This window comes from Marinobacter algicola DG893 (assembly GCF_000170835.1).
GTDB lineage: Bacteria > Pseudomonadota > Gammaproteobacteria > Pseudomonadales > Oleiphilaceae > Marinobacter > Marinobacter algicola.
Map to the genome: position 1 here is coordinate 14,331 of NZ_ABCP01000035.1, position 21,222 is coordinate 35,552.

Genomic DNA, 21,222 nt, shown 5'->3' on the forward strand with positions numbered 1-21,222 from the left:
AGCACCTGCCTGCCTAACCGACCGCCTAAAATAGGCATAAAAGCCGGCCCTGGCGGGACAAAAAATATTTGACAGGCTTTTTCCGAATGATTAAAGTACGCGCCATCGGTTGACGGCAATACCCGCAGCTGCGGCAGAAAACCCGGAAATTCAACGAAGTAAAACGTTTGAATGCCCACCGGGAAGACTGCAAATCACCTGCCGAGGTGGTGAAATTGGTAGACACGCTAGCTTCAGGTGCTAGTGGGGGCAACCCCGTGGAGGTTCAAGTCCTCTCCTCGGCACCACTTCCTTCCTCAGGAAGTGTTACGAATCCAACGCCTTTATAAGCACATGTCACAACAAACCTGCGCTTGCAAACGCATGGCTATCCACACGTTCGCGAAGAGCCACCCCGCGCCCTTGCCTTATTCCACCAGTCCCGACAAGTATTCCGAAAGCCGTTGATAGGTATAGTTCACCCGGGCATAGGCCGCAGACGGCGCTCTTTCGAACTCCCGTCCACAGGCCCGGCTGCCGCCATGGCGATTCAGGTAGGCGATATTGATCAGGTTGGGTTGGTCCGCCACAAACTCGCTGGAGTTGTCGAACGGGTAGTAAAACGCCCAGTCAAACCCTTCTGTATTGCTGACCCCGGGTGTGGAGCTCATTTCTTCATCCAGGAAGCCAAACCGTAGCGGCCGGAAACGATCATTGCGAGTATCGAACTCCAGCGCCGGCGAGGTGAACTCGTCCGGTAGCGTGATACTGCCGGTGACCGTGAATGGCTGCCGGGCAGACACCACTTGCGCCGCATCGAGATCCTCCGGATCGATATCCCCCTCACAGGGTTGGACGCTGCTCGTGAGCGCCACAATTTCCTCGTCGACGCCATCGACGGAACGCGTGAAGCCGAAAAAGGCATCGTTGGCGAACTGATAATCGGGGCGCAGAACTTCCGTCTTGCTATCGGAAGTTGCTGTCAGGGACTCGACCCGGGCATCCACCATGGTCCACTCGTAACGGATCGCCGGCGGGCCACCCAATGCCGAGGACGCCGCAAGCCCCGGATGGCAGGTGGTGGTGGTTTCGAACGTCGCGGTACGGTCCTGCCAGTTGAATGTCAGCCGCTCATCGGCCCCTTCAACCTCATGGTAGCTGGCACTCTCCTGGGACAGTGATATCGAAGGCATCCATTGCACATCGGTATCGGCGATTTTGCCACGGGCATTGATCAAGCGGGCCATTTCCCGCATTGACGGCATCATGCACCCGTTTGCCGTCACGGCCGTCAAACGGCCATCTTCCGAGTAGTCGAATTCCAGTTCGGCGGACACGCTGAGGTTGGACATCGTGGCCGGCAACTCGCTCCCCTCGCCCCTGGCGAGAACGGTCTGGCGTTCGAGGATAACCGGATCGTCCAGTTCAATCGGCACTTCCGGCAATGCCAGTTCATCAATATTGATGTTCTCGTAATTTCCCTGGGACGCTGCAGCGTCAACCACCTGGACCACCTCCAGGGCATTGCGGGCAAAGGAGACGCCCATCAGGTAAACCGCCTCTTCACTCAGGTAGCGTTCGCGTCCGTCGCCATTGCGTAGGAGATTGGCATACTCCGGCGGAAACTGGCTGGCCATGAAGCGGGCGAAGGCGCGGGCGTATGCGTGGGCACGATGATCACCGGAGCGGATATAGTTACTGACCAGGTTGACGTTGCCAAGTGCATCGGACAGATCGGTACTGATGACCGAAAGATCCTGCAAGCCAATCAGGCGGCGCTGCCGCACCAGGTGGCTCAATGGTGTGACATTACGTACGCCAGGTGGCGCACTAAGCAGGTAGGCGTCTTCCAGCACCACTTCCCCGATGCGGGTCTGCTCCGTGGTCTGGCCAGGCAGTACCACGGCAAACAGCGGAAAGTTCCTGGGATCAATATCCGGGGATATGGACGGGTCCTGCACCAGTTCCGCGGTATCGAGCGAGAAGACGCCACCCTCTCCCGTTAACGCGGTGGGTTCTCCATCCAGCAGGGTTATTTCCGTACCGGCGCTGTTTTCAAAGGTCATCGGGCCCGGCGTGTACTGGCTGTCACCATCCATGTCCAGCCACACCCTGGCATTGCGCAGGTAGCCGTCAATCACTCGGCCTGTGTAGGGCTCGGGCTCGCTGTAACCCTCGGCGTCGAAGTCACGGCCATCAACCGGTGACTTGTCGGATTCCTCGCCGCAACCGGCGAGGGCCAGCGTAAACAGGGCAACTGAAAGGGGGAGCAGACGTTTCATCGCGGCAACCATTGTCCTTGTTAGAGGTTGTGCCGCTACTGTAGGGGATGTTGCCGGGGGGAACCTTGATAGGTTTGGCAATTTGTAAACTTAGGTAACGAAAACGCGCCGCGGGAGCTGTCCCTGCGGCGCGCTAACGGGCACGAGCGCCTACTAGAACGAGCGCGCAACAATCTCTTTCATGATCTCATTGGTGCCGGCGTAAATACGCTGTACCCGTGAGTCCGCCCAGGCGCGAGCGATGGGATACTCCCACATGTAGCCGTAGCCACCGTGAAGCTGCACGCACTCGTCCATGACTTTGCACTGCAGGTCGGTGGTGTGCTGTTTCAGCATGGCCGCCGTAGGAATATCCAGCTTCTTTTCCAGATGCAGTTCCAGACAACGGTCACAGAAAACTCGGGCGGCGGTGATTTCCGCCTTCATCTCCGCCATTTTGAAGCGGGTGTTCTGGAACGCTATCACCGGTTTGCCGAACGCCTTGCGCTCCTTCACGTAATCCAGCGTCCACTCCCAGGCGGCTTCCGCAGCAGCGACGGCGGTCAGGCCCACCTGCAGGCGCTCCGCCGGCAACTCCGCCATCAACTGGAAAAATCCCTGGCCTTCCATCGAGCCCAAAAGCTTATCCGCCGGGACCTTCACGTCCTGGAAGAACAGCTCGGACGTATCCTGGGCCTTCATGCCCACTTTATTCAGGTTCTGCCCCTTCTCAAAGCCTTCCCAGGCGCTCTCCACCAGCAGCAGGCTGGTGCCCTTGGCACCTTCTTTCGGGTCGGTCTTGGCCACCACAATTACCAGGTCCGCCAACTGTCCATTGGTAATGAATGTCTTGGAGCCGTTAAGCACATAGTGATCGCCAGACGCGTTTTTAACCGCCGTGGTTTTTACACCCTGCAGGTCGGAGCCAGCGCCTGGCTCGGTCATGGCGATGGCACCGATCATTTCACCGGTTGCCAGTTTCGGCAGGTAATACTGTTTCTGTTCTTCGGAGCCGTAATTGAGGATATAGGGGGCAACGATGTCGGAGTGCAGAGTCCAGCCGATGCCGGACAGGCCCGCTCTGGATACCTCTTCCATGATGACTGCACTGTAGCGGAAGTCCGCGCCCACGCCGCCGTATTCCTCCGGCATGGTCGGGCATAGGAAACCCAGTTCGCCGGCCTTCTTCCAGAGCTCCCGGCTGACCTGGCCATCTTTCTCCCACTGTTCATGGTAGGGCGCCGCTTCCTGTTGCAGAAACTTGCGGACGGAATCCCGGAAGCCGTCAAGGTCGGCGTCAAAGACTGTGCGTGGAATCATGGTGTACCTCGGTGAATGACTGTGTTGTGGTTGTCGTTCACCAAGTCTCGGGGGCGCGGCGTTTTCGCTCAATGATGAAAAGCATCAATCGGGCTGACCAAAACCATCGCCCATCGGTTCAGTCGGGCTGTTTCGCCTTCGCCCTCTCCTCGCCCCAGCGCGGCATCAAATCCTGGGGCAGGCCCAGGTGATCCAATAGTCGGGCAACGATGAAATCCACCAAATCATTCACGGACTTCGGCCGGTGGTAGAACCCCGGACTGGCCGGCATGATGACCGCCCCCATGCGGGTCAGGCGCAGCATGTTTTCCAGGTGCACTTCCGAAAAGGGCGCTTCCCGAGGCACCAGGATCAATTGCCGCCGCTCTTTAAGGGCCACGTCTCCGGCGCGCTCGATCAGATTATTACTGGCGCCGGTGGCCAAGGCCGACAAGGTGCCGGTACTACAGGGACAAATCACCAACGGGGCTTTTTCACCCGAACCAGAAGCCGGCGGGGAGAACCAGTCTTCCCGGCCAAACACCAACACCTGCCCCGGACGGGCGCCGGCATAGCTGGCAAGCGCTTCCTGCATGGCAGTGGTGTTGCCCGGTAGTTTGAGATCGGTTTCCGTGGCAATCACCACCTGCGCTGCCTTGCTGATCATCACGTGCACCCGGCAGTTCGCCGCCACCAGGCTCTGCAGCAGGCGTAGGCCGTACTGGGCGCCGGAGGCACCAGTAAAGGCCAGATTGATCACCTGCTGTTTTTCGGACGCTGCCGTCATACTGAAGTTTCCTGATTGGATAGCGGAGGCAGGATGCCCCGTCAGCCGGATTTACGTTCCAGTTCGGCAATCAGCTTCTGGTGAATACCGCCAAAACCGCCGTTGCTCATGATGACAATATGGCAGGGACCGGATACCTGATCCAGAACCTGGCCGATCAGTTCCTCAACGCTGGCCCCGACACGATGACGACCTGGTGTTTCCGCCCCGGGACTACTGCCCTCAACTAATGCTGGCAACCAGTCCATGCCATTGAGGTTAGCCCAGAATACCTGATTCGCCGCTGCAGCACTGGGCAGCAGACTTTCCTGGTGAAAACCTTGCTGCATAGTGTTAGAGCGTGGCTCGATCAGCGCAAGGATAGTCTCATCGCCCACCTTGTGGCGCAGCCCCTCCAGCGTGGTCGCGATGGCCGTCGGGTGATGGGCGAAGTCGTCATAGACACGGACCCCACCAACATCCGCAAGCAGCTCCATCCGGCGCTTTACACCCGAAAAGTGGCATAGCGCCGCCACGGCATGGTCCGGAGTGACACCCACATGGCGGGCTGCCGCAATGGCCGCGAGGGCGTTGCGCACGTTATGCAGGCCGGTTTGAGACCAACTGACCGAAGCCACCGGTTGTTCGCGGTGTAATACCATGAATCGACTGCCGTCCTCAGCCAACAGCTCCGCCCGCCAGTCGGCCATATAGGGCACTTCGCTGCTCACCGAGGCAGCCTGCACGCTGCTCCAACAGCCAAGTTCCAACGCCCGGTCAAGATGGGTATCCAGGGCCGGACGCACGATCAACCCACGGGACGGCACCGTTCTGACCAGGTGATGGAACTGACGCTCGATGGCTTCAACGTTGTCAAAAATATCCGCGTGATCAAACTCAAGATTGTTGAGGATCAGGGTATGGGGGCGGTAGTGGACAAACTTGGAGCGCTTATCGAAGAAGGCGCTGTCGTATTCATCGGCCTCAATAACGAAAAAGTCGCTGTTACCCAACCGAGCCGAAACCGGGAAATCATTGGGGACCCCGCCTATCAGATAGCCCGGCTCCAGCCCGGCCTGTTCCAGGATCCACAACAACATGGCCGTTGTGGTGGTTTTACCATGGGTCCCGGCGACCGCCAGCACCCAACGGTGACGCAGAACTTCCCGCGCCAGCCATTCCGGGCCAGACATATAGTCGATATTCTGATTAAGAACCGCTTCCACCTCCGGATTGCCCCGGGACATGGCGTTGCCAATCAGAACCAGATCCGGCTCGGGCTTGAGGTTGTCAGGATCGTAACCTTCCATTAACCCGATTCCCTGGGCCTCCAACTGGGTACTCATGGGCGGATAAACCCCTTGATCGGAGCCCGTCACGGTGTGCCCGAGTTCCCTCGCCAGTACGGCCAGACTGCCCATGAAAGTGCCACAGATTCCCAGGATATGGATGTGCATTCGGTTATCGACCTCTTGAATGAAACCTGCAAAGCGTCCCGTATAGAATGCGGGTCGTCAAGCGTTCCTTATGACGTTTGATGTCATGAAAAAAAAAAGCGATTGGCGTATCATCTGCCGCACTCGATGAAACTGCAGGAGGCACCAGCCGGAAATGGCCACCAGAAACGCATTCTATGCCCAATCAGGCGGTGTGACCGCCGTCATTAACGCCAGTGCCTGCGGGGTTATCCAGACCGCCCGCAAGCATCCCGATCAGATCGGTAAGTTGTACGCCGGGCGCAACGGGATCATCGGCGCCCTCAAAGAGGAACTGATTGATACCAGCCTCGAAAGCGATGAGGATATCCAGGCGCTGATCCACACTCCGGGCGGTGCGTTTGGGTCCTGCCGTCACAAGCTGAAGAACTTTTCCGAGAATAAACGCGAGTACGAGCGCCTGATCGAGGTGTTCCGTGCCCATGACATCGGGTATTTCTTCTACAACGGTGGCGGCGATTCCCAGGATACTGCGTACAAGGTGTCCCAGCTTGCTGACAAAATGGGCTACCCGATTACCTGCATCGGCGTGCCCAAAACAGTGGATAACGACTTGCCCTTCACCGACTGCTGCCCGGGTTTTGGGTCCGTAGCCAAGTACATCGCCACTTCCACCCTTGAGGCCAGCCTGGACATTCGCTCAATGTGCGACACCTCCACCAAGGTGTTCATCCTGGAAGTGATGGGTCGCCACGCCGGCTGGATAGCCGCATCTGGTGGCCTTGCCGGACAAGGAGAAGGCGACCCGCCTCACGTTATCCTGTTCCCGGAAGTGCCCTTCGAACGTGAGCGTTTCCTTGAGCGCGTGGATTTCTGCGTTAAGGAATACGGCTACTGCGTGGTCGTCGCGTCCGAAGGTGCCCAGTATGAAGACGGCCGTTTCCTGGCCGACGCTGGCGCCAAGGATGCCTTCGGTCATACCCAGCTCGGCGGCGTTGCGCCGGCCCTCGCCAACATGGTCCGCCAGGCCCTCGGCCACAAATACCACTGGGCGGTGGCGGATTACCTGCAGCGCAGCGCCCGCCACATTGCCTCCGCCACGGACGTGGAGCAGGCTTACTCCGTAGGCAAGGTGGCTGTGGAAATGGCGCTGGCAGGTAAACAGGCGCTGATGCCGACGATTGTGCGCGAACAGTCACGCCCGTATCGCTGGCACATTGGTGAAGCGCCCCTGAGCGAGGTCGCCAATCAGGAAAAGAAAATGCCGATCCATTACATTACCGATGACGGCTATGGCATCACGCAAGATTGCCGCGACTACCTGGAGCCACTGATTCACGGCGAGAGCTTCCCGCCGTTCGATGATGGTCTTCCGAGGGTCGCGAAGCTCAAGAATCAGCTGGTCGAGAAAAAACTGAAGGCCGACTTCCAGTTCTGAGCCGATTGCCCACAAAAAAGGCGCCACCGGAACATCCGCTGGCGCCTTTTTTAGTTGTAACGTTTCTTATCTGGAGGCCGACTCAAACTGCTGCACGTAGCGCGAGAAGTGGTCGAACCCGCCAACGTGCTCGTCGCCCACAAAGATCTGGGGCACCGTGTGCACGGGCTTACCAGTGGTTTTCTCCAGGTCTGCCTTGCTGATACCTTCCTCGATCATGTCCACGTAGCGGTAGGGAATGTCCCTGATCTCGCAAAGTTGCCGGGCGCGCATACAAAAACCGCAGGACGCACGACCGTAGATAGTGACATGATCCATAAACTCACTCCTGTTCGAAACAATGGGCGACACTGCGTGCCGCAGCCGTCGACAACCTACAGTGTATGGTGGCACGCCCAAATAAAAAATAAAATTAATGAACTGAATGGCACCGATAGCCTGGGCCGATGTATCCAGCGCTATCGGGTCTTTCCCCTGCCATGTACTCAGGTTTTCAGGCGGCTCAGTTCCGTCTCCAACACTTTCACTTGCTCATCCAGTGTCTGGCCACTGCCACTGACCCGTTGCGCCAATGCCCGAAGATCGTTGGCGGCATCACCAATACGGGTGAGGTTGCGGTTGATCTCTTCACTGACGGAACTTTGCTCTTCAGCCGCCGTGGCCACGTGGGTGACGTGTTCCACAATAGTTGCTATGCGCTCAACCACTGAAGCCAGAGAATGGTCCGCCTCACGGGTTCCCTCCACCGCCCTGGTGGCGCGATCAACGCCACCCTTGATCACGGTGACGGCGCCGCCCACATCGCTTTGAAGACCGTCAATCATCTGACTGATCTCATCGGTGGACTCACGGGTTCGTGAAGCAAGCGTTCTGACTTCGTCAGCCACCACCGCGAAGCCTCTCCCCTGCTCACCGGCCCGCGCCGCTTCAATGGCAGCGTTCAGTGCCAGAAGGTTGGTTTGTTCCGCGATTCCCCGGATCACTTCGATAATGCGGTTAATGTCTTCACTGCGAGTGGCAACCTGTCCGATAGCGGTGCTGGCCTCATCCATATCGCCCGCCAATGCGCCCACGCCGTCCAGGGCGGACGTCAGCGTATTCTGGGTAAAGCGGATGCCATCCTGGGCCATCTGCGCGTTTTCAGCTGCCTCACCCGCGAAACCTGCCACTTCACTGGCAGCGGCGGACATTTCGTTCATGGCGGTAACCACACTTTCAATGTCCTGATGCTGGCTCTCGGTTTGCTCATCCGTCTCCTTGGCGATCACATCCACATCTGCCGCCTGCTGGCTAACCTTGGCGTTGACGTCTTTCAGATCGTTGATCATTTCCCGTAACCGGCCCAGGAACTGATTGAACCCGCCAGCCAGCTCGATCAGCTCCGAATGGGTATCGATGTTCAACTCACTGGTCAGATCCCCTTCGGCACTGGCCAGGTTCTTCATCCGGTCGCGGATTTCGTTCAGTGGCTTGGTTACCGAGCGAACCAGTACCACCAGGATCAGGATTGCAACGACCGACACCAACACACCCACCATGGTCTGGCGCCCGGCGGTGGTGTCTACCTCGCTGGAGAGCAGGCTGGTGATTTCGGCTACGTCAGCCAACGCGGTCTGCCGTGGTAATTCAATCAACAATGACCACTGAGCATCTGGCAGATCAATCTCGATAGGGTAAGACACGGCCAAGGTGTCGCCATCGTCGTAGGTACCACCGTCATTGTGCAGGGAAGCGTATGTGTCGGCCTGCTCAGGCAATGCTTCTGACAATGGCCTGCCGAGATGATCGCTGTAGTGGCTGGACGCGGCAATCAGCCCCTTGCTGCTCAGCAGGGTCACCCTTGAGGCGCCATCGTAAAGGTTGTCGCTGACATTCTGGATCGCTTGCTGGAGCGTTGACAGGTTGAGGTCTACGCCAGCCACGCCCGCAAATTCGGTCCCGTTCACAATGGGCACGACCAGGCTGGTCATCAGTTCGGTGTAGCCTTCTTCAATTTCGTATTCGTAGGGCTCCATGATGCAAGGGGACAGGGTATCCATGGAACACAGGTACCATTCCGCCTCGCGAATACCGAACTCATTCCGGTTGTCCAGATACTTGGTGGCCGGATCCTCTGTACGACTGAAGACCACGTCGCCCTCGGGAGAGCGGTAGTAATAGATTTCCAGGGTGCCTTCATCGCTGCTGTGCTCTTCAACGCCACCGGTAAAGTAGCGGTCCTGGCCATCGTAGGCGTCCGGTTCGAACTGGGCATAGATCGAGCTCAGCCCATCCTGCTCTTCCAGTACCGCGCCCACCGTCTCCTGGAGGGCCACGCGGCTGATGCGGCCGGAGCTGTCCGCCTGTATATTCCGGCTGATGACGTTGCGGACGACTTCCGGTGTCCGATACGCTGTGGCAAACATGCCGCTGACGACCTCGCCGTATTTCCCGGCGGTTGCGCTCAACCGGTCGATGGCAAGGCTGCGCACCGTGTCACGGGTTTCGGAGGTGATTCGCTGCTCCATCTGTCCCAGGGAAAGCTGGGCGGTCACCACAATACTGATTCCCATAACCAGCAGCAGCGTAATGACCAGGGCATAGAGTTTGAAACGTAGTGACCGTTTTTTCATTGGTACAGCAACCTGTCTCAGATAGGAATTCATTATCAGCTTAGTGCCCTGAAGGCACGGCTGCCATTAGAGCCTGACCGGCATTCATCTCACCAGGAGCGTCCATTGGCTTATCTCACCTTGTTCATGACCGCACTGGCCGCAGCAACAATACTGCCGGCCTATTCGGAAATTCTCCTGGGCGGCATGGTGACTCAAGGCTATTCGCTCTGGTGGATATGGTTCTGGGCAACGGCGGGCAACACCGCGGGCTCGGTTATTAATGGGGTTATCGGCCGGCAGGTGGATCGCTTTAAGCACAAACGCTGGTTTCCGATTTCCGAATCCCAGCTCGAAAAGGCCCGTACCCGCTTTAACCGTTACGGGCAATGGTCACTGCTTCTAGGCTGGCTGCCATTGGGCGGCGACGCACTCACCCTGGTTGGCGGGATCATGCGAGTGCCCTGGCTCAACTTCGTGGTTCTGGTGGCCATTGGCAAGGGATTGCGCTACGGCTTGGTCATCTGGCTGGTGCTGGAAGCATCGGGGGTGCCGGGATCACCGTAGAGGTATTCCCGGAGCAGATCCTCACCGTTGAACTCCGCATTCAGCACCGCGATAAACGTATAGACACCAATCAGCTTCCGGTTCAGGAACACGAATTCCTTCGGCGGCACCTTGAAATAGCGACTGATGGCTGATCGCGCGGCCTGGCGCGCCACCCGCGACGGCAGGTCACTCTGTTTCCAACGATACTGGCCGCGGTCGTTCACGGCCTCATCGGGCCAGTTGCTGCGATCCCTGGACAGGGGCTCCAATACCGACATGCAAACCTTTCCGAACGTGTCCAGAACGTCATCAGGCCAATCCTGGCTCATGAAACGCAACCGGATACCGCCATCAATCACCCCCGGCAGGTCGCCCTCGTAGGAAGCCCGGATCATCTGGATGACCGGGTCCAGGAAGCTTGCTGAGTAGGCCTGTACCGCCCCGAAATCCAGTAGCACTATCTGGTCGGTTTTACTGTTTGCGCCTTCCTCGCCAGCGATACGGACCCGATAGTTGCCGAAATTGGGATCCGTCTGGATTTCACCCCAGATGAACAGCTCACGGAAGAACAGCTCCAACGCGGCGCGGCCCAACTCGCTGCGACGATCAAGGGCCAGCTCCCGAACCGCCACTGAACTCACTGAATGGCCCGGCTCGTACGTGGAGGCGATGACATGGGCCGTGCAGTACTCGTCCAGGACACGGGGCACCACAAAACGGGGATCGTCCAGCAGCATCTGCCGGAATTTTTCGGTGGTGCGGGCTTCGAGGCGATAATCCACCTCCCGGTGCATCATGTCCCGCACCTCTTCCAGCCAGTCGTTGAACTCAGGGCCGAAGGAGACCAGGCGGGCAATCTTGAGCAGATGCGCCACTGCGTTCAGGTCGCTGTCGACCGCCTCGTCAACGCCGGGATACTGAACCTTGAGCACCAGTTCCAACCCGTCGCTACGCCTGCGCGCTCGATGAACCTGCCCCAGTGACGCTGCGCCAATCGGGTCGGGATCCACCTCCAGCTCCGCTAAACGGTCAGCACCCAGTTCAGCCTTAAGCACACGCTCGATCGACGGCCATTCCAGCCAGGTGGTCTGGTCTTCCAGGGTATGGAGCGCTTCGGTCACTTCCTCAGGCAGGAAGTGCTCGCCGTAAAGAGCCATCACCTGCCCGATCTTGACGACACTGCCCTTGAGCTTGCCCAACTCGTCCACCAGGAACTCTGCCTGACTGGATAGCATGGCCCGGTGCCGGGCCTCCCGCTTGTCCTTGCTGCTGAACCAGTTAGTAGCCATATGGGAGGCCATCCGGGTGCCTGCGAAAAGCCCCGCCCTGGTGAGGGTAAGCCGGCGCTCAAAACTGCCGGTCTTGATACGTGCAACAGATGTGCTTTTGGGTCTGGATGCCATCAAAAACCTGCTCGGTTCTGTAAGTGTTGGCGATATCAGCCTTTATGACCATTATACGGATACCCTGGCCCTCAAACCTAACCGGGGTGCCGTCAATTCATTGCCCTTGGGGCCAATGCAAACCGCCTCGTCTGTGTTTACTTCTGTGGTTGGCGAATAGTTTTACGTTTTTACACAGACCCCACGTCCAAAGCGGTTTAGTATAAAAATGTGGTCGATGACCTGGCCACTGATACCCAAAAACAACAAGACAGCAACAATGACTCAGACCACCAGCAGCCCCTCAGACACCAAACTGTCACAGTTCCGGGTGAAGGGTGAAATTCCGGTTCCAATGCTGATCGGCTGGCTTACTCTGGCAGCGGTCCCCATCCTGCTGTTTTTCGCATGGCGATCCCTGGATCGCGGAATTCCCGGCTCCGCCACAGCCTTGATCGTCTTTGCCGTACTGCTCAGTGTCAATGGTATTGTTTATCTCTTCAGTCACAACAGTACCCTGCAACGCCGCGGTTTTATTACCGCAATTACGATCCTGTTCACCTATCTGGCAGTCAATGCGGTGGAGGACGGCTCTGCCATTATCTGGCTATTTGCCTATCCACCCATCATTTTCTACATCAGCGAATCGAAAGTGGGCGTGCTTGCCTGTTCCGGTGGCCTTGCAGGGGTTACCTTGCTATTCAGTCCACTCGGGGACCTGGCATTCGATTCTCCGTACAGCACCAGTTTCCGACTCACAATGCTTGCGGTACTGGGGTTTGAGATGTCCACCTGCTACGTCCTGGACCAAAGCCGGCGGCGCAGTAAACTGGGACTGCTGAAACTGGCTGCCGAGTTTGAATATGCGGCGAAACACGATGCGTTAACGGGACTCGCCAATCGACGTGAAGCACACGAGCAACTGGAAACCGAATATCAGCGCTACTTGCGCAATTCGCGCGTTTTTTCAGTGTTGTTAATGGATATAGATCTGTTCAAATCTGTCAACGACAACCATGGTCATCAGGTGGGTGATGAAACCATTGTGATGGTAGCCAGGACACTGCAGGAACACAGCCGAAAGGTCGATACACTCGCGCGCTGGGGCGGAGAGGAATACCTGGTATTACTTCCCGAGACTGACACTTTCGAGGCCGTCCAGACGGCCAATCGCATACGCCAGACCATTGCATCAACGCCCATAGAAACCCAGGGCGGCAGCATCAACGCCACCATCAGTGTCGGAGTAGCCACTATCCAGGGCGCGGAGTCCGTGGACCGACTGCTACAGCGCGCCGACGAAGCGCTTTACCGAGCAAAGACCCTTGGGCGAAACATGGTGTGTGATTTCGAGGGGACCCACGGCTAGCACGCAAGGTAACCGCCTCAATCGGCACCTGGGCAGAGCACTACCAGCCTGCTACCCGTTGAACAGAACCACCCGCCAGACCACTAATCAGCTCATCCGACAGAATAGGGGCAAGATCGGCAACAGTTACCTCGGGCACGAAATCACTGACCTGGCACATGGCCATGCCAGCATAGCCACAGGGGTTGATCCGACGGAACGGTTCCATGTCCATAGCCACGTTCAGAGCCAGGCCATGGAAAGAACACCCTCGCCTTACACGCAACCCTAGCGACGCAATCTTCGCCTGTTCCACATAGACACCCGGCGCATCCGGACGCGGCGCTGCCGCCACCCCCAACCCTGCAAGAGTCCGGACAATAGCCTGCTCAATGACATCAACCAGTGAGCGAATGCCCAGATGGTGACGGGTCAGGTCGATCATCAGGTAGACCACAAGTTGGCCGGGACCGTGATAGGTGACCTGGCCACCGCGATCCACCTGTATGACCGGGATATCACCAGGTGCCAGTATGTGCTCGGCTTTGCCAGCCTGCCCCTGGGTATAGATCCTTGGGTGTTCCAGCAACCAGAGTTCGTCGGGCGTGGCGGCGTCCCGCGAGGCCGTGAACGATTTCATCGCTTCCCAGGTTTCCAGGTAGGGCTGTTCACCCAGGTCACGAACGATCAGCTCGGCCATCAGGTTACAGCACCATATGAACCCGGCCGCTGGCCTTGAGTTCCTCAAACAGGGCCTTCAACTGCGGCTCGCCCGTGGCAAGAATTTTAAGGTTTACCGATGCAAACCGACCGCCACGACTGTCTTTCACCGTAACGTCGTCGTTCGAAATGCCAGGTGCATGCCGCTCCACAACGCCCACCACAAACTCCACAAAGTCTGGCGCGGCGTCCCCGATGACCTTGATCACGTAATCACAGGGAAACTCGATTTTGGGTGCCTTCGGTTCGCTCATCCCGGTTTATCTCCTACAGGCCACTCGCGCCCTTACTCAAAAAGCTGAACAAAGAATAGTTTGATGGCGTCCCAAATCCGCTTGAAGAAGCCGCCTTCCGGGATATCGCTGAGCGCCAGCACCGGCTGATCCACGACCACATCATCGCCAAGCTTGACGGTCACCCGGCCCAATTCATCGCCCATGGAAATGGGGGCCTTGATCACGGAATCAAGTTCAACGGTGGATTCCAGGGAATCCCTTGAGCCTCGAGGAATCGTAACGTACACATCGTCTGTCAGCCCCACCGACAGGCTGTCGCTTGCCCCGCCCCAGACGCGTGCCTCCAGCAATTCCTGGCCGGTGCGGAACAGACGCTCGCTCTGGTAGTAACGGAAGCCGTAGTTCAGCATTTTCTGGACTTCCTGGGCGCGGGACGAGGTACTGTCTGTTCCCATCACCACGGCAATCAGGCGGGTGTCGTTGCGCTTGGCTGACGCCACCAGGCAGTAACCGGCTTCCTCGGTATGGCCGGTCTTGAGTCCATCAACACTGTCGTCACGCCACAAAAGGCTGTTCCGGTTAGGCTGACGGATGTTGTTGTAAGTGAAGTGTTTCTGGGCATACAGCGGGTAGTTTTCCGGGTAGTCGTTAATAATCGCCTTTGCCAAAAGGGCCAGATCGTAGGCAGTGGAGAAATGATCCGGAGCCGGCAACCCGGTGGCATTGGCAAAACTGGACTCGTTCATCCCCAGTATCTGTGCCTGCTGGTTCATGATGTCGACGAACGCCCCTTCACTGCCGGCAATATATTCGGCCAGCGCCACGGAGGCATCGTTCCCGGACTGAATGATGACGCCCTTTAGCAGGTTCTCGACCGACACTTCCGTCCCTTCTTTCACGAAGGTGCGTGAACCCTCGGTTCGCCAGGCGTTGACGCTGATGGGCACCATGTCGGACAGGGAAATCCGACCCTCGTCCAGCTCTCGCTCCACGATATAGGCCGTCATCATTTTGGTCAGGCTGGCCGGGGGCAGACGCTCATGGCTGTTCTCTTCCATGATGACCCGCCCGGAAAGCGGATCCATCAGGATATAGGAACTCGCCGCGATCTGCGGTGATGACGGAATCAGAACAGCCTGGGCCGCAACCGGCATTGCCGGAAGCAGGATCAGGAGCAGAACAGCAGTGAAGGCTCGGAACGCTTTATTTAGTGCCATGGGTCCATTCAGTTTCAAGTAAGTGACTGGTTCAATGAGTGTCGGTCAGAAGTATTGACTGACCAAATCCGTGAGTTTCAAGCAGGCTCTGGGCTCTCAGGGCTTCGTCCTCATCCCTGAACGGCCCGACCTGAACGCGGTGAAAGCGGCCGGAAGCCGTATCCACTTCCCTCACCCGCATTGGGTTTTCGACGGCACGCCGCGCCTTGTCGAGAAGGGCCACGGCCGGGTTACGCTGGCTAAACGACCCCAATTGCACGAACAGGGCTTCGCTGCCCGCCCCGGGATCCTTCAGGCGCTCTGCATCCACAGGTGCTCCCGATTCCGGGAACGGCTTGCCGGCAAGCATCATCGAGCCGTCACGATTCACCGTGATGGCGGCCACCTCTACCCTGGCCGTACCCCTGCCCTGATAACCCAGCTTTTTCGCCGCAGCGTAGGAAAGGTCAATCAGGCGATCCCCGTGGAAGGGGCCACGGTCATTGACCCTCACCACCACCGAGCGACCGTTATCGAGGTTAGTCACCCGGGCGTATCCTGGAATTCTCAGGCTCTTGTGCGCCGCTGACATCTCGTACATGTCAAAAACCTCTCCATTCGAGGTTTTGTGTCCATGGAACTTCTCACCATACCAGCTCGCGGTGCCGCGCTGAACATAGCCATCGTTATTGCCCAGGACATGATATTCCTTGCCCCAGACCTGGTAGGGAGATTTGTTTCCAGCGCGGCGCGGCTCCTCAAATCGAGGCGTGGCGTCGGCAAGCCCGGATGCATCGAAGTTGCCTGAAGGCGCACGGTCCTGGCTCAGGGTGTAGCGGGAGGAATGGTCAGGTTCGGGCGATGATGCACACCCTGCCAGCGCCAGTACCCCGAAAACCAGTAGTAAAACATGGCGTTTCATCACGAGCTGTTACTTTCCCCATTGTTTTCATTTGCCAGCGGCCGCATCCGCTCTTCGAGCGCACCTGCCAACTGGTGTACCGCCATGGCGTATAGATGACTGTGATTGTAGCGGGTTATCACGTAAAAGTTATGGTAGGTCAGCCATAGTTCAGAGCCCTCTTCGCCGAGGAGGCGGATCGCTCTGGCTTTGGCATCACCGGGTACATCCGTTTTCGGGATGATACCCACCTGCCGATAGTCGTTGACCGTCAGCGTCGGCTTCAGTTCCCCTGTCAGCAATGGTGAGTTCTTTGGCAGGCTGTCACTGACCTGCTCTGCCACAGGTCCACCGTTTTGCCAACGATGGGCGTGAAAGTAATTGGCGACACTGCCGATGGCATCCACGGGATTGGTCAGGATGTCGGCAACGTCATCGCCGTCAAAATCAAGTGCATAATGCCGGTAGCTACTGGAGATAAACTGACCGTACCCCATCGCCCCCGCATAGGAACCCGTCAATGCCATAGGGTCAAAACCCTGTTCACGGGTCATCAGCAAATACTGGGCAAGCTCGCTGCGAAAAAAGCGACTCCGGGGCGGATAGTCGAATGCCAGCGTGGCGAGGGCGTCGAGCACCCGATACTTCCCTTTATAGGTGCCATACCACGTTTCGACGCCGATAATCGCCGCAACGATTGACGCCGGCACACCGTACTCTCGTTCGGCGCGCTCAAAGGCTTTCTGATGCTTCCTGATGAAACTGACGCCCTGCTCTACGCGCTCCTCACGCATAAAGATCCGACGGTATTCGTACCACTCAAGGGTTTTCTCAGCCGGTCGGCTGATGGCTTCCAATATCGAGTCACGGCGCTGCGCATCGGCCAGTATTGTGGACACACGTTCGGCTTCAAACCCGTAGCGTTCCGACATTTCACGCACAAAGTCACGGCTCTCAGGTGTCTCATTGTAGGGACCGGCGTGAGAAGGGGAGGCAAAGCACGCCATTACCCATCCGACACCTAACCAATACCTGACAGCTTTCATGAATCCCCTTGACTGACTTAGACTCGAGAACCTTATCAATACAACGTCACCACAGCTGCGGCCCGTTATCGCGGCCAAGATTACCATGGCTGCGGACCCGGCAACCATTACTCCCTGTCCATGGTCGGCGCCCGGTCATCACGCACTGATCATCCGTCTGTGGGTATGAACCGACATCAACACCCCAAACGCCGCCATCAGCGTTACCCCTGAGGTTCCGCCATAGCTGACCAATGGCAGCGGCACGCCCACCACCGGCAGTAGGCCACTGACCATACCCACATTGACGAACACGTAGATAAAGAACGTCATCGTCAGCGCGCCCGCCAGCAGCCGGCTGAACGAATCCTGTGCCGTCGCCGCAATGTACAGGCACCGGAGGACAATCAGGAGGTAGAGCACCAGAAGAACCAGCATGCCCACAAAGCCAAACTCCTCCGCCAGAACTGCCACGATGAAGTCGGTATGACTCTCCGGAAGAAATTCAAGATGAGACTGTGTGCCCTGGAGCCACCCCTTGCCATCCATGCCCCCCGAGCCAATAGCGGTCTTGGATTGGATAATATTCCAGCCGGCGCCAAGCGGATCGCTCTGAGGGTCCAATAAGGTCAGCACGCGCTGCTTCTGATACTCCCGCATAACGAAGAACCACATCAGTGGCGCAGCCACTGACACCATGGCAAGAAAGGCACCGATCAGGCGCCAGCCCATACCGGCAAAAAACACCACGAAAATCCCAGCCGCGCCGACCAGCAACGAGGTGCCCAGGTCTGGCTGCAGGATGATCATTGCCATGGGCGCCAACACAATAAGCAACGCCACCGCCACATGGCGGAGCCTGGGAGGCAGGTAATGGCGCGAAAGGTACCAGGCGGCCATCATCGGCACCACCAGCTTCATCAGCTCCGAAGGCTGGAAACGGGGCAACCCGGGAATCGCCAACCAGCGCTGCGCGCCCTTGGCACCAACGCCAACCAGCAACACCGCAGCCAGCCCTATCAGGCCGGCAGTAAACAGCCAGGGCGCCCAACGCCGGAACACAGCCGGGTCGAGCTGGGCGAACACGAACATCACCACCAGGGCCACTCCCATCCGGATGCCCTGTGCTTTCACAACCTCCAGGTTACGGTCTGCCCCGCTGTACAAAACAAACAACCCCCCCGCAATAAGGGTCAGCAACAGGAACAGTAGAATCGGGTCAATATGCAATGCCGACCAGATCCCCCTTGGGCTCGACAGTGGGTGACGTGCTGACTGATTAAACAGGCTACCGGCTGGCATCAGTTACTCCCCTCCGCGGACGAGCCGGCCACGAGTTCACTGCCTGCCTCGGAGAAGTCCAGCAACCAGGCGTCAAACATCGCCCGTGCAACAGGCGCAGCCGTTCCGCTGCCGCTACCACCGTTCTCAACGATAACGGCAACAGCGATCTTTGGATCTTCCACCGGCGCAAAGCCGACAAACAGGGCGTGATCCCGCAGTCGCTCACGGATTTCCTCTTCGTCGTACTCTTCATCCTCAGCCAGGCTAAACACCTGCGCAGTACCGGTTTTGCCAGCCATTCGATAGGGCGCTCCCCTTGCGGCTCCCCGAGCCGTGCCTTTGCTTCCGTGCATCACTTCGGCCATGGACTCTACAACGAACTCCCAGTCATCCGGATTTTCAAGTTCGATGGACTGGTGCGTCCCCGTCGGTAGCACCTCGTCAATCGATTGATCACCCTTGATGTCTTTCAGCAGCCTTGGCTCGGCCCAGTGACCACGGTTAGCAATCACGGAGGTAGCGGTCGCCAGTTGTAACGGCGTCGCCAACATGAACCCCTGCCCGATACCAAGGTTTACCGAGTCCCCGGGATACCATGGCTCGCTATGAATAGCACGCTTCCAGTCACTTGAGGGCAGCAGGCCGCTGAGGGCTCCGGCTACGTCCAGAGTGGCGTCTTCTCCGAACCCAAAGTCGGAAAGATACTGGTGCATGGTATCAACGCCCATGGTCACAGCCGCTTCGTAAAAATAGATGTCACAGGACTGCGCCACCGCTGATTTCAGATCCACCCATCCGTGGCCGCCACGCTTCCAGTCACGCCAGCGGCGACCGCCGGAATTCAACTGGTAGTAGCCAGGGTCCCAGATGGTCTTGTCCCGGGTAACAGCATTGCTGTCGAGCGCGGCAATGGCGAGCATGGGTTTGAGGGTCGAGCCTGGCGGGTATTGACCCCGCAGGGCACGATTAAAGAGGGGCTTGTCCACGCTGCTGCTAAGCGACCGGTAGGCTTCGACACCGATGCCGGTCACGAACAGGTTGGCGTCAAAGCCGGGCACGCTGGCAAGGGCAAGGATGCCCCCGGTGGAGGGCTCAATGGCAATGATGGCACCACGCCGGCCATCCAGCAGGTCATGGGCCAGCCGCTGCAACCGCAAATCCATATGCAACTGGATATCTTCCCCGGGCACCGGGTTTTCACGCTCCAGTACGCGCAAGGTTCGACCTCGCGCATTGGTTTCCACGTGCTGATAGCCGACCTGGCCGTGCAGGAGTTCTTCGTAGAAACGTTCCACCCCGGACTTGCCAATATAGTTAGTGCCCGCATAGTTCACCGGATCAATTCGCTGCAATTCCTGACGGTTGATACGCCCCACGTAGCCAAGGGCGTGGGCAGTCAGTGTACTGTGCGGGTAGTACCGAACCAGTTCCGCGGATACCTCAACCCCAGGCAACTCATGGCGGTGAACCGCCAGGCGCGCGATTTCCTGTTCGTCCAGATCGTAGCGCAGGGGCAACTCCTGGAACGGACGACGGGGCTCAAGCAGCCGACGCTGGAAGCGCTCCATATCCTCCTCGGAAATACTCAGCATGCCCCGGAGCTTTGAGAGGGTTTGCTCCATGTCGCCAACACGCTCGGGTACCAGCGTCACACTGAAAACCGGGCGGTTCTCCGCCAGCAGAACATCGTTACGGTCATAGACCAGCCCGCGGGGAGGCGCCACGGATTGCACTTGAACACGGTTCTTGTCGGAAAGCGTGGTGTAGATGTCGTGCTCTACAACCTGCAGATGATACATCCGGGCGATCAACACGCCCAGCAATACAAAGACCAGCAACAGCATGACGAAAGCACGACGCTGGAACAGACGCCGTTCAGCTGCGATGTCTTTGAACTCTCCCCAGGGCATATTGGCTTGGCTTCCTAGGCCCGGTGATAAGGGTGGTTACGTGTGACGGACCAGGCGCGGTAGAGCTGCTCGGCTAGAAGTATCCGCACCAACGGATGCGGCAGAGTCAGGGCAGACAGCGACCACAGCTGATCCGCCCTGTCCCGGCAGATGTTGGCAAGACCATCCGGCCCGCCGACAAGAAAGCTGACGTCGCGACCGTCCAACTGCCAGTTCTCAAGCTGGCCGGCCAACTTTTCCGTGGACCAGTTGCGACCGCCAACTTCCAGGGCAATCACCCGGTCACGGGGACCGAGTGCCGACAGGATTGCGTCTCCCTCACGCTGCATCAGCCTGGGGATATCCGGGTTCTTGCCGCGATGAGCCAGTGGAATTTCCACCAGATCAAGGGACAATTCCGGCGGCATCCGGCGGGCATACTCGTTATACCCCTGGCTGACCCACTCGGGCATTTTCTGCCCTACACAGACCAGGCGTAACCGCATGATTATTCGCTACCCGCAACACCCAGATCGGGAGCGTCCCGCCAGAGGCGTTCGAGGTCGTAGAATTCGCGCGTTGCCGGCATCATGACGTGAACCACCACATCGCCGAGATCAACCAGAATCCAGTCACTCGCATTGGCGCCCTCCACATTGCTGGCACGAACCCCCTGCTCCTTCGCTTCGGACAACACCGAATCCGCCAGGGATTTCACATGCCGATTGGAGGTGCCGCACGCAAGGACCATGTAGTCCGTGACGCTGGTTCTCCCCCTGACATCAATGATGCTTACGTCCTGCGCTTTGACGTCCTCAAGCGCACCTACGACCAGTTCTTTCAGTTGCTCTGCCTGCATAATCACCCTGTTGGACGGGCAGCGGCGAAGGCAGCCACCCGAAAAGTCATATTCAGACGGGAT

Annotated in this window: 19 protein-coding genes and 1 tRNA gene; 4 read left to right on the top strand and 16 right to left on the bottom strand. The window is 58.1% G+C overall.

Annotated elements, in window-relative coordinates; all coding sequences use genetic code 11:
- Positions 1-200: 200 nt before the first annotated feature.
- Positions 201-287: transfer RNA gene (locus tag MDG893_RS16325), tRNA-Leu, on the top strand.
- 120 nt (positions 288-407) lie between these two features.
- Here the strand turns inward: MDG893_RS16325 and MDG893_RS16330 are convergent.
- The 4 genes from MDG893_RS16330 to mpl all read right to left on the bottom strand — a co-directional run bounded on the left by MDG893_RS16330 (position 408) and on the right by mpl (position 5,762).
- Positions 408-2,261 carry a hypothetical protein gene (locus tag MDG893_RS16330; protein ID WP_040474703.1) on the bottom strand — a complete coding sequence of 618 codons (1,854 nt, stop codon included), beginning with the start codon at positions 2,259-2,261 and terminating at the stop codon, positions 408-410.
- Between the two features lie 153 nt (positions 2,262-2,414).
- A complete protein-coding gene (locus tag MDG893_RS16335; protein WP_007154923.1) occupies positions 2,415-3,560 on the bottom strand; it encodes an acyl-CoA dehydrogenase family protein in 1,146 nt (381 codons plus the stop codon).
- 118 nt (positions 3,561-3,678) lie between these two features.
- Positions 3,679-4,326 (bottom strand): flavin prenyltransferase UbiX, encoded by a 648-nt coding sequence (locus MDG893_RS16340; protein WP_007154924.1) that lies wholly within the window; start codon positions 4,324-4,326, stop codon positions 3,679-3,681.
- Between the two features lie 41 nt (positions 4,327-4,367).
- A complete protein-coding gene (gene mpl / locus MDG893_RS16345; RefSeq protein ID WP_007154925.1) occupies positions 4,368-5,762 on the bottom strand; it encodes a UDP-N-acetylmuramate:L-alanyl-gamma-D-glutamyl-meso-diaminopimelate ligase in 1,395 nt (464 codons plus the stop codon).
- Positions 5,763-5,916: 154 nt separating this feature from the next.
- Here mpl and MDG893_RS16350 point away from each other — a divergent pair, with 154 nt between their 5' ends.
- Positions 5,917-7,179 (top strand): 6-phosphofructokinase, encoded by a 1,263-nt coding sequence (locus tag MDG893_RS16350; RefSeq protein WP_007154926.1) that lies wholly within the window; start codon positions 5,917-5,919, stop codon positions 7,177-7,179.
- 66 nt (positions 7,180-7,245) lie between these two features.
- On the opposite strand, the gene MDG893_RS16355 is transcribed toward MDG893_RS16350, so the two are convergent.
- Positions 7,246-7,497, bottom strand: a complete 252-nt coding sequence (locus tag MDG893_RS16355) for a GrxA family glutaredoxin (protein WP_007154927.1) — start codon at positions 7,495-7,497, stop codon at positions 7,246-7,248.
- Between the two features lie 167 nt (positions 7,498-7,664).
- Positions 7,665-9,791 (bottom strand): methyl-accepting chemotaxis protein, encoded by a 2,127-nt coding sequence (locus MDG893_RS16360; RefSeq protein ID WP_007154928.1) that lies wholly within the window; start codon positions 9,789-9,791, stop codon positions 7,665-7,667.
- A gap of 105 nt (positions 9,792-9,896) precedes the next feature.
- Here MDG893_RS16360 and MDG893_RS16365 point away from each other — a divergent pair, with 105 nt between their 5' ends.
- Positions 9,897-10,337, top strand: coding sequence for a YqaA family protein (locus MDG893_RS16365; RefSeq protein ID WP_007154929.1), 441 nt, complete (start codon positions 9,897-9,899; stop codon positions 10,335-10,337).
- Here MDG893_RS16365 and MDG893_RS16370 read toward each other — a convergent pair.
- Positions 10,280-11,722 (bottom strand): ABC1 kinase family protein, encoded by a 1,443-nt coding sequence (locus MDG893_RS16370; RefSeq protein WP_040474701.1) that lies wholly within the window; start codon positions 11,720-11,722, stop codon positions 10,280-10,282. The genes MDG893_RS16365 and MDG893_RS16370 overlap by 58 nt on opposite strands.
- Before the next feature lie 259 nt (positions 11,723-11,981).
- Between MDG893_RS16370 and MDG893_RS16375 the strand changes: the two genes are divergently transcribed.
- The gene (locus tag MDG893_RS16375; protein WP_040474704.1) at positions 11,982-13,070 is read left to right on the top strand and encodes a GGDEF domain-containing protein; all 1,089 of its coding nucleotides are present in this window, start codon (positions 11,982-11,984) and stop codon (positions 13,068-13,070) included.
- 40 nt (positions 13,071-13,110) lie between these two features.
- Here the strand turns inward: MDG893_RS16375 and lipB are convergent, their stop codons facing one another.
- The 9 genes from lipB to rsfS form a co-directional block, all read right to left on the bottom strand.
- The gene (lipB, locus tag MDG893_RS16380) at positions 13,111-13,749 is read right to left on the bottom strand and encodes a lipoyl(octanoyl) transferase LipB (RefSeq protein WP_007154933.1); all 639 of its coding nucleotides are present in this window, start codon (positions 13,747-13,749) and stop codon (positions 13,111-13,113) included.
- 4 nt (positions 13,750-13,753) lie between these two features.
- Positions 13,754-14,023 (bottom strand): HP0495 family protein, encoded by a 270-nt coding sequence (locus tag MDG893_RS16385; protein ID WP_007154934.1) that lies wholly within the window; start codon positions 14,021-14,023, stop codon positions 13,754-13,756.
- Positions 14,024-14,055: 32 nt separating this feature from the next.
- The gene (locus MDG893_RS16390) at positions 14,056-15,222 is read right to left on the bottom strand and encodes a D-alanyl-D-alanine carboxypeptidase family protein (RefSeq protein WP_007154935.1); all 1,167 of its coding nucleotides are present in this window, start codon (positions 15,220-15,222) and stop codon (positions 14,056-14,058) included.
- 31 nt (positions 15,223-15,253) lie between these two features.
- The gene (locus MDG893_RS16395) at positions 15,254-16,123 is read right to left on the bottom strand and encodes a septal ring lytic transglycosylase RlpA family protein (RefSeq protein WP_007154936.1); all 870 of its coding nucleotides are present in this window, start codon (positions 16,121-16,123) and stop codon (positions 15,254-15,256) included.
- Positions 16,123-17,148: a lytic murein transglycosylase B gene (mltB, locus tag MDG893_RS16400; RefSeq protein ID WP_157132862.1), complete on the bottom strand. Its 1,026-nt coding sequence runs from the start codon at positions 17,146-17,148 to the stop codon at positions 16,123-16,125. The genes MDG893_RS16395 and mltB overlap by 1 nt, the downstream gene beginning before the upstream one ends.
- Positions 17,149-17,286: 138 nt before the next feature.
- A complete protein-coding gene (gene rodA, locus MDG893_RS16405; RefSeq protein ID WP_007154938.1) occupies positions 17,287-18,429 on the bottom strand; it encodes a rod shape-determining protein RodA in 1,143 nt (380 codons plus the stop codon).
- Complete coding sequence (mrdA, locus tag MDG893_RS16410; RefSeq protein ID WP_007154939.1) at positions 18,429-20,321, bottom strand: penicillin-binding protein 2; 1,893 nt, start codon at positions 20,319-20,321, stop codon at positions 18,429-18,431. The genes rodA and mrdA overlap by 1 nt, the downstream gene beginning before the upstream one ends.
- Positions 20,322-20,335: 14 nt before the next feature.
- Positions 20,336-20,806 carry a 23S rRNA (pseudouridine(1915)-N(3))-methyltransferase RlmH gene (rlmH, locus tag MDG893_RS16415; protein WP_007154940.1) on the bottom strand — a complete coding sequence of 157 codons (471 nt, stop codon included), beginning with the start codon at positions 20,804-20,806 and terminating at the stop codon, positions 20,336-20,338.
- Positions 20,807-20,808: 2 nt separating this feature from the next.
- Positions 20,809-21,159: a ribosome silencing factor gene (rsfS, locus tag MDG893_RS16420; protein ID WP_036203834.1), complete on the bottom strand. Its 351-nt coding sequence runs from the start codon at positions 21,157-21,159 to the stop codon at positions 20,809-20,811.
- Positions 21,160-21,222: the final 63 nt, after the last annotated feature.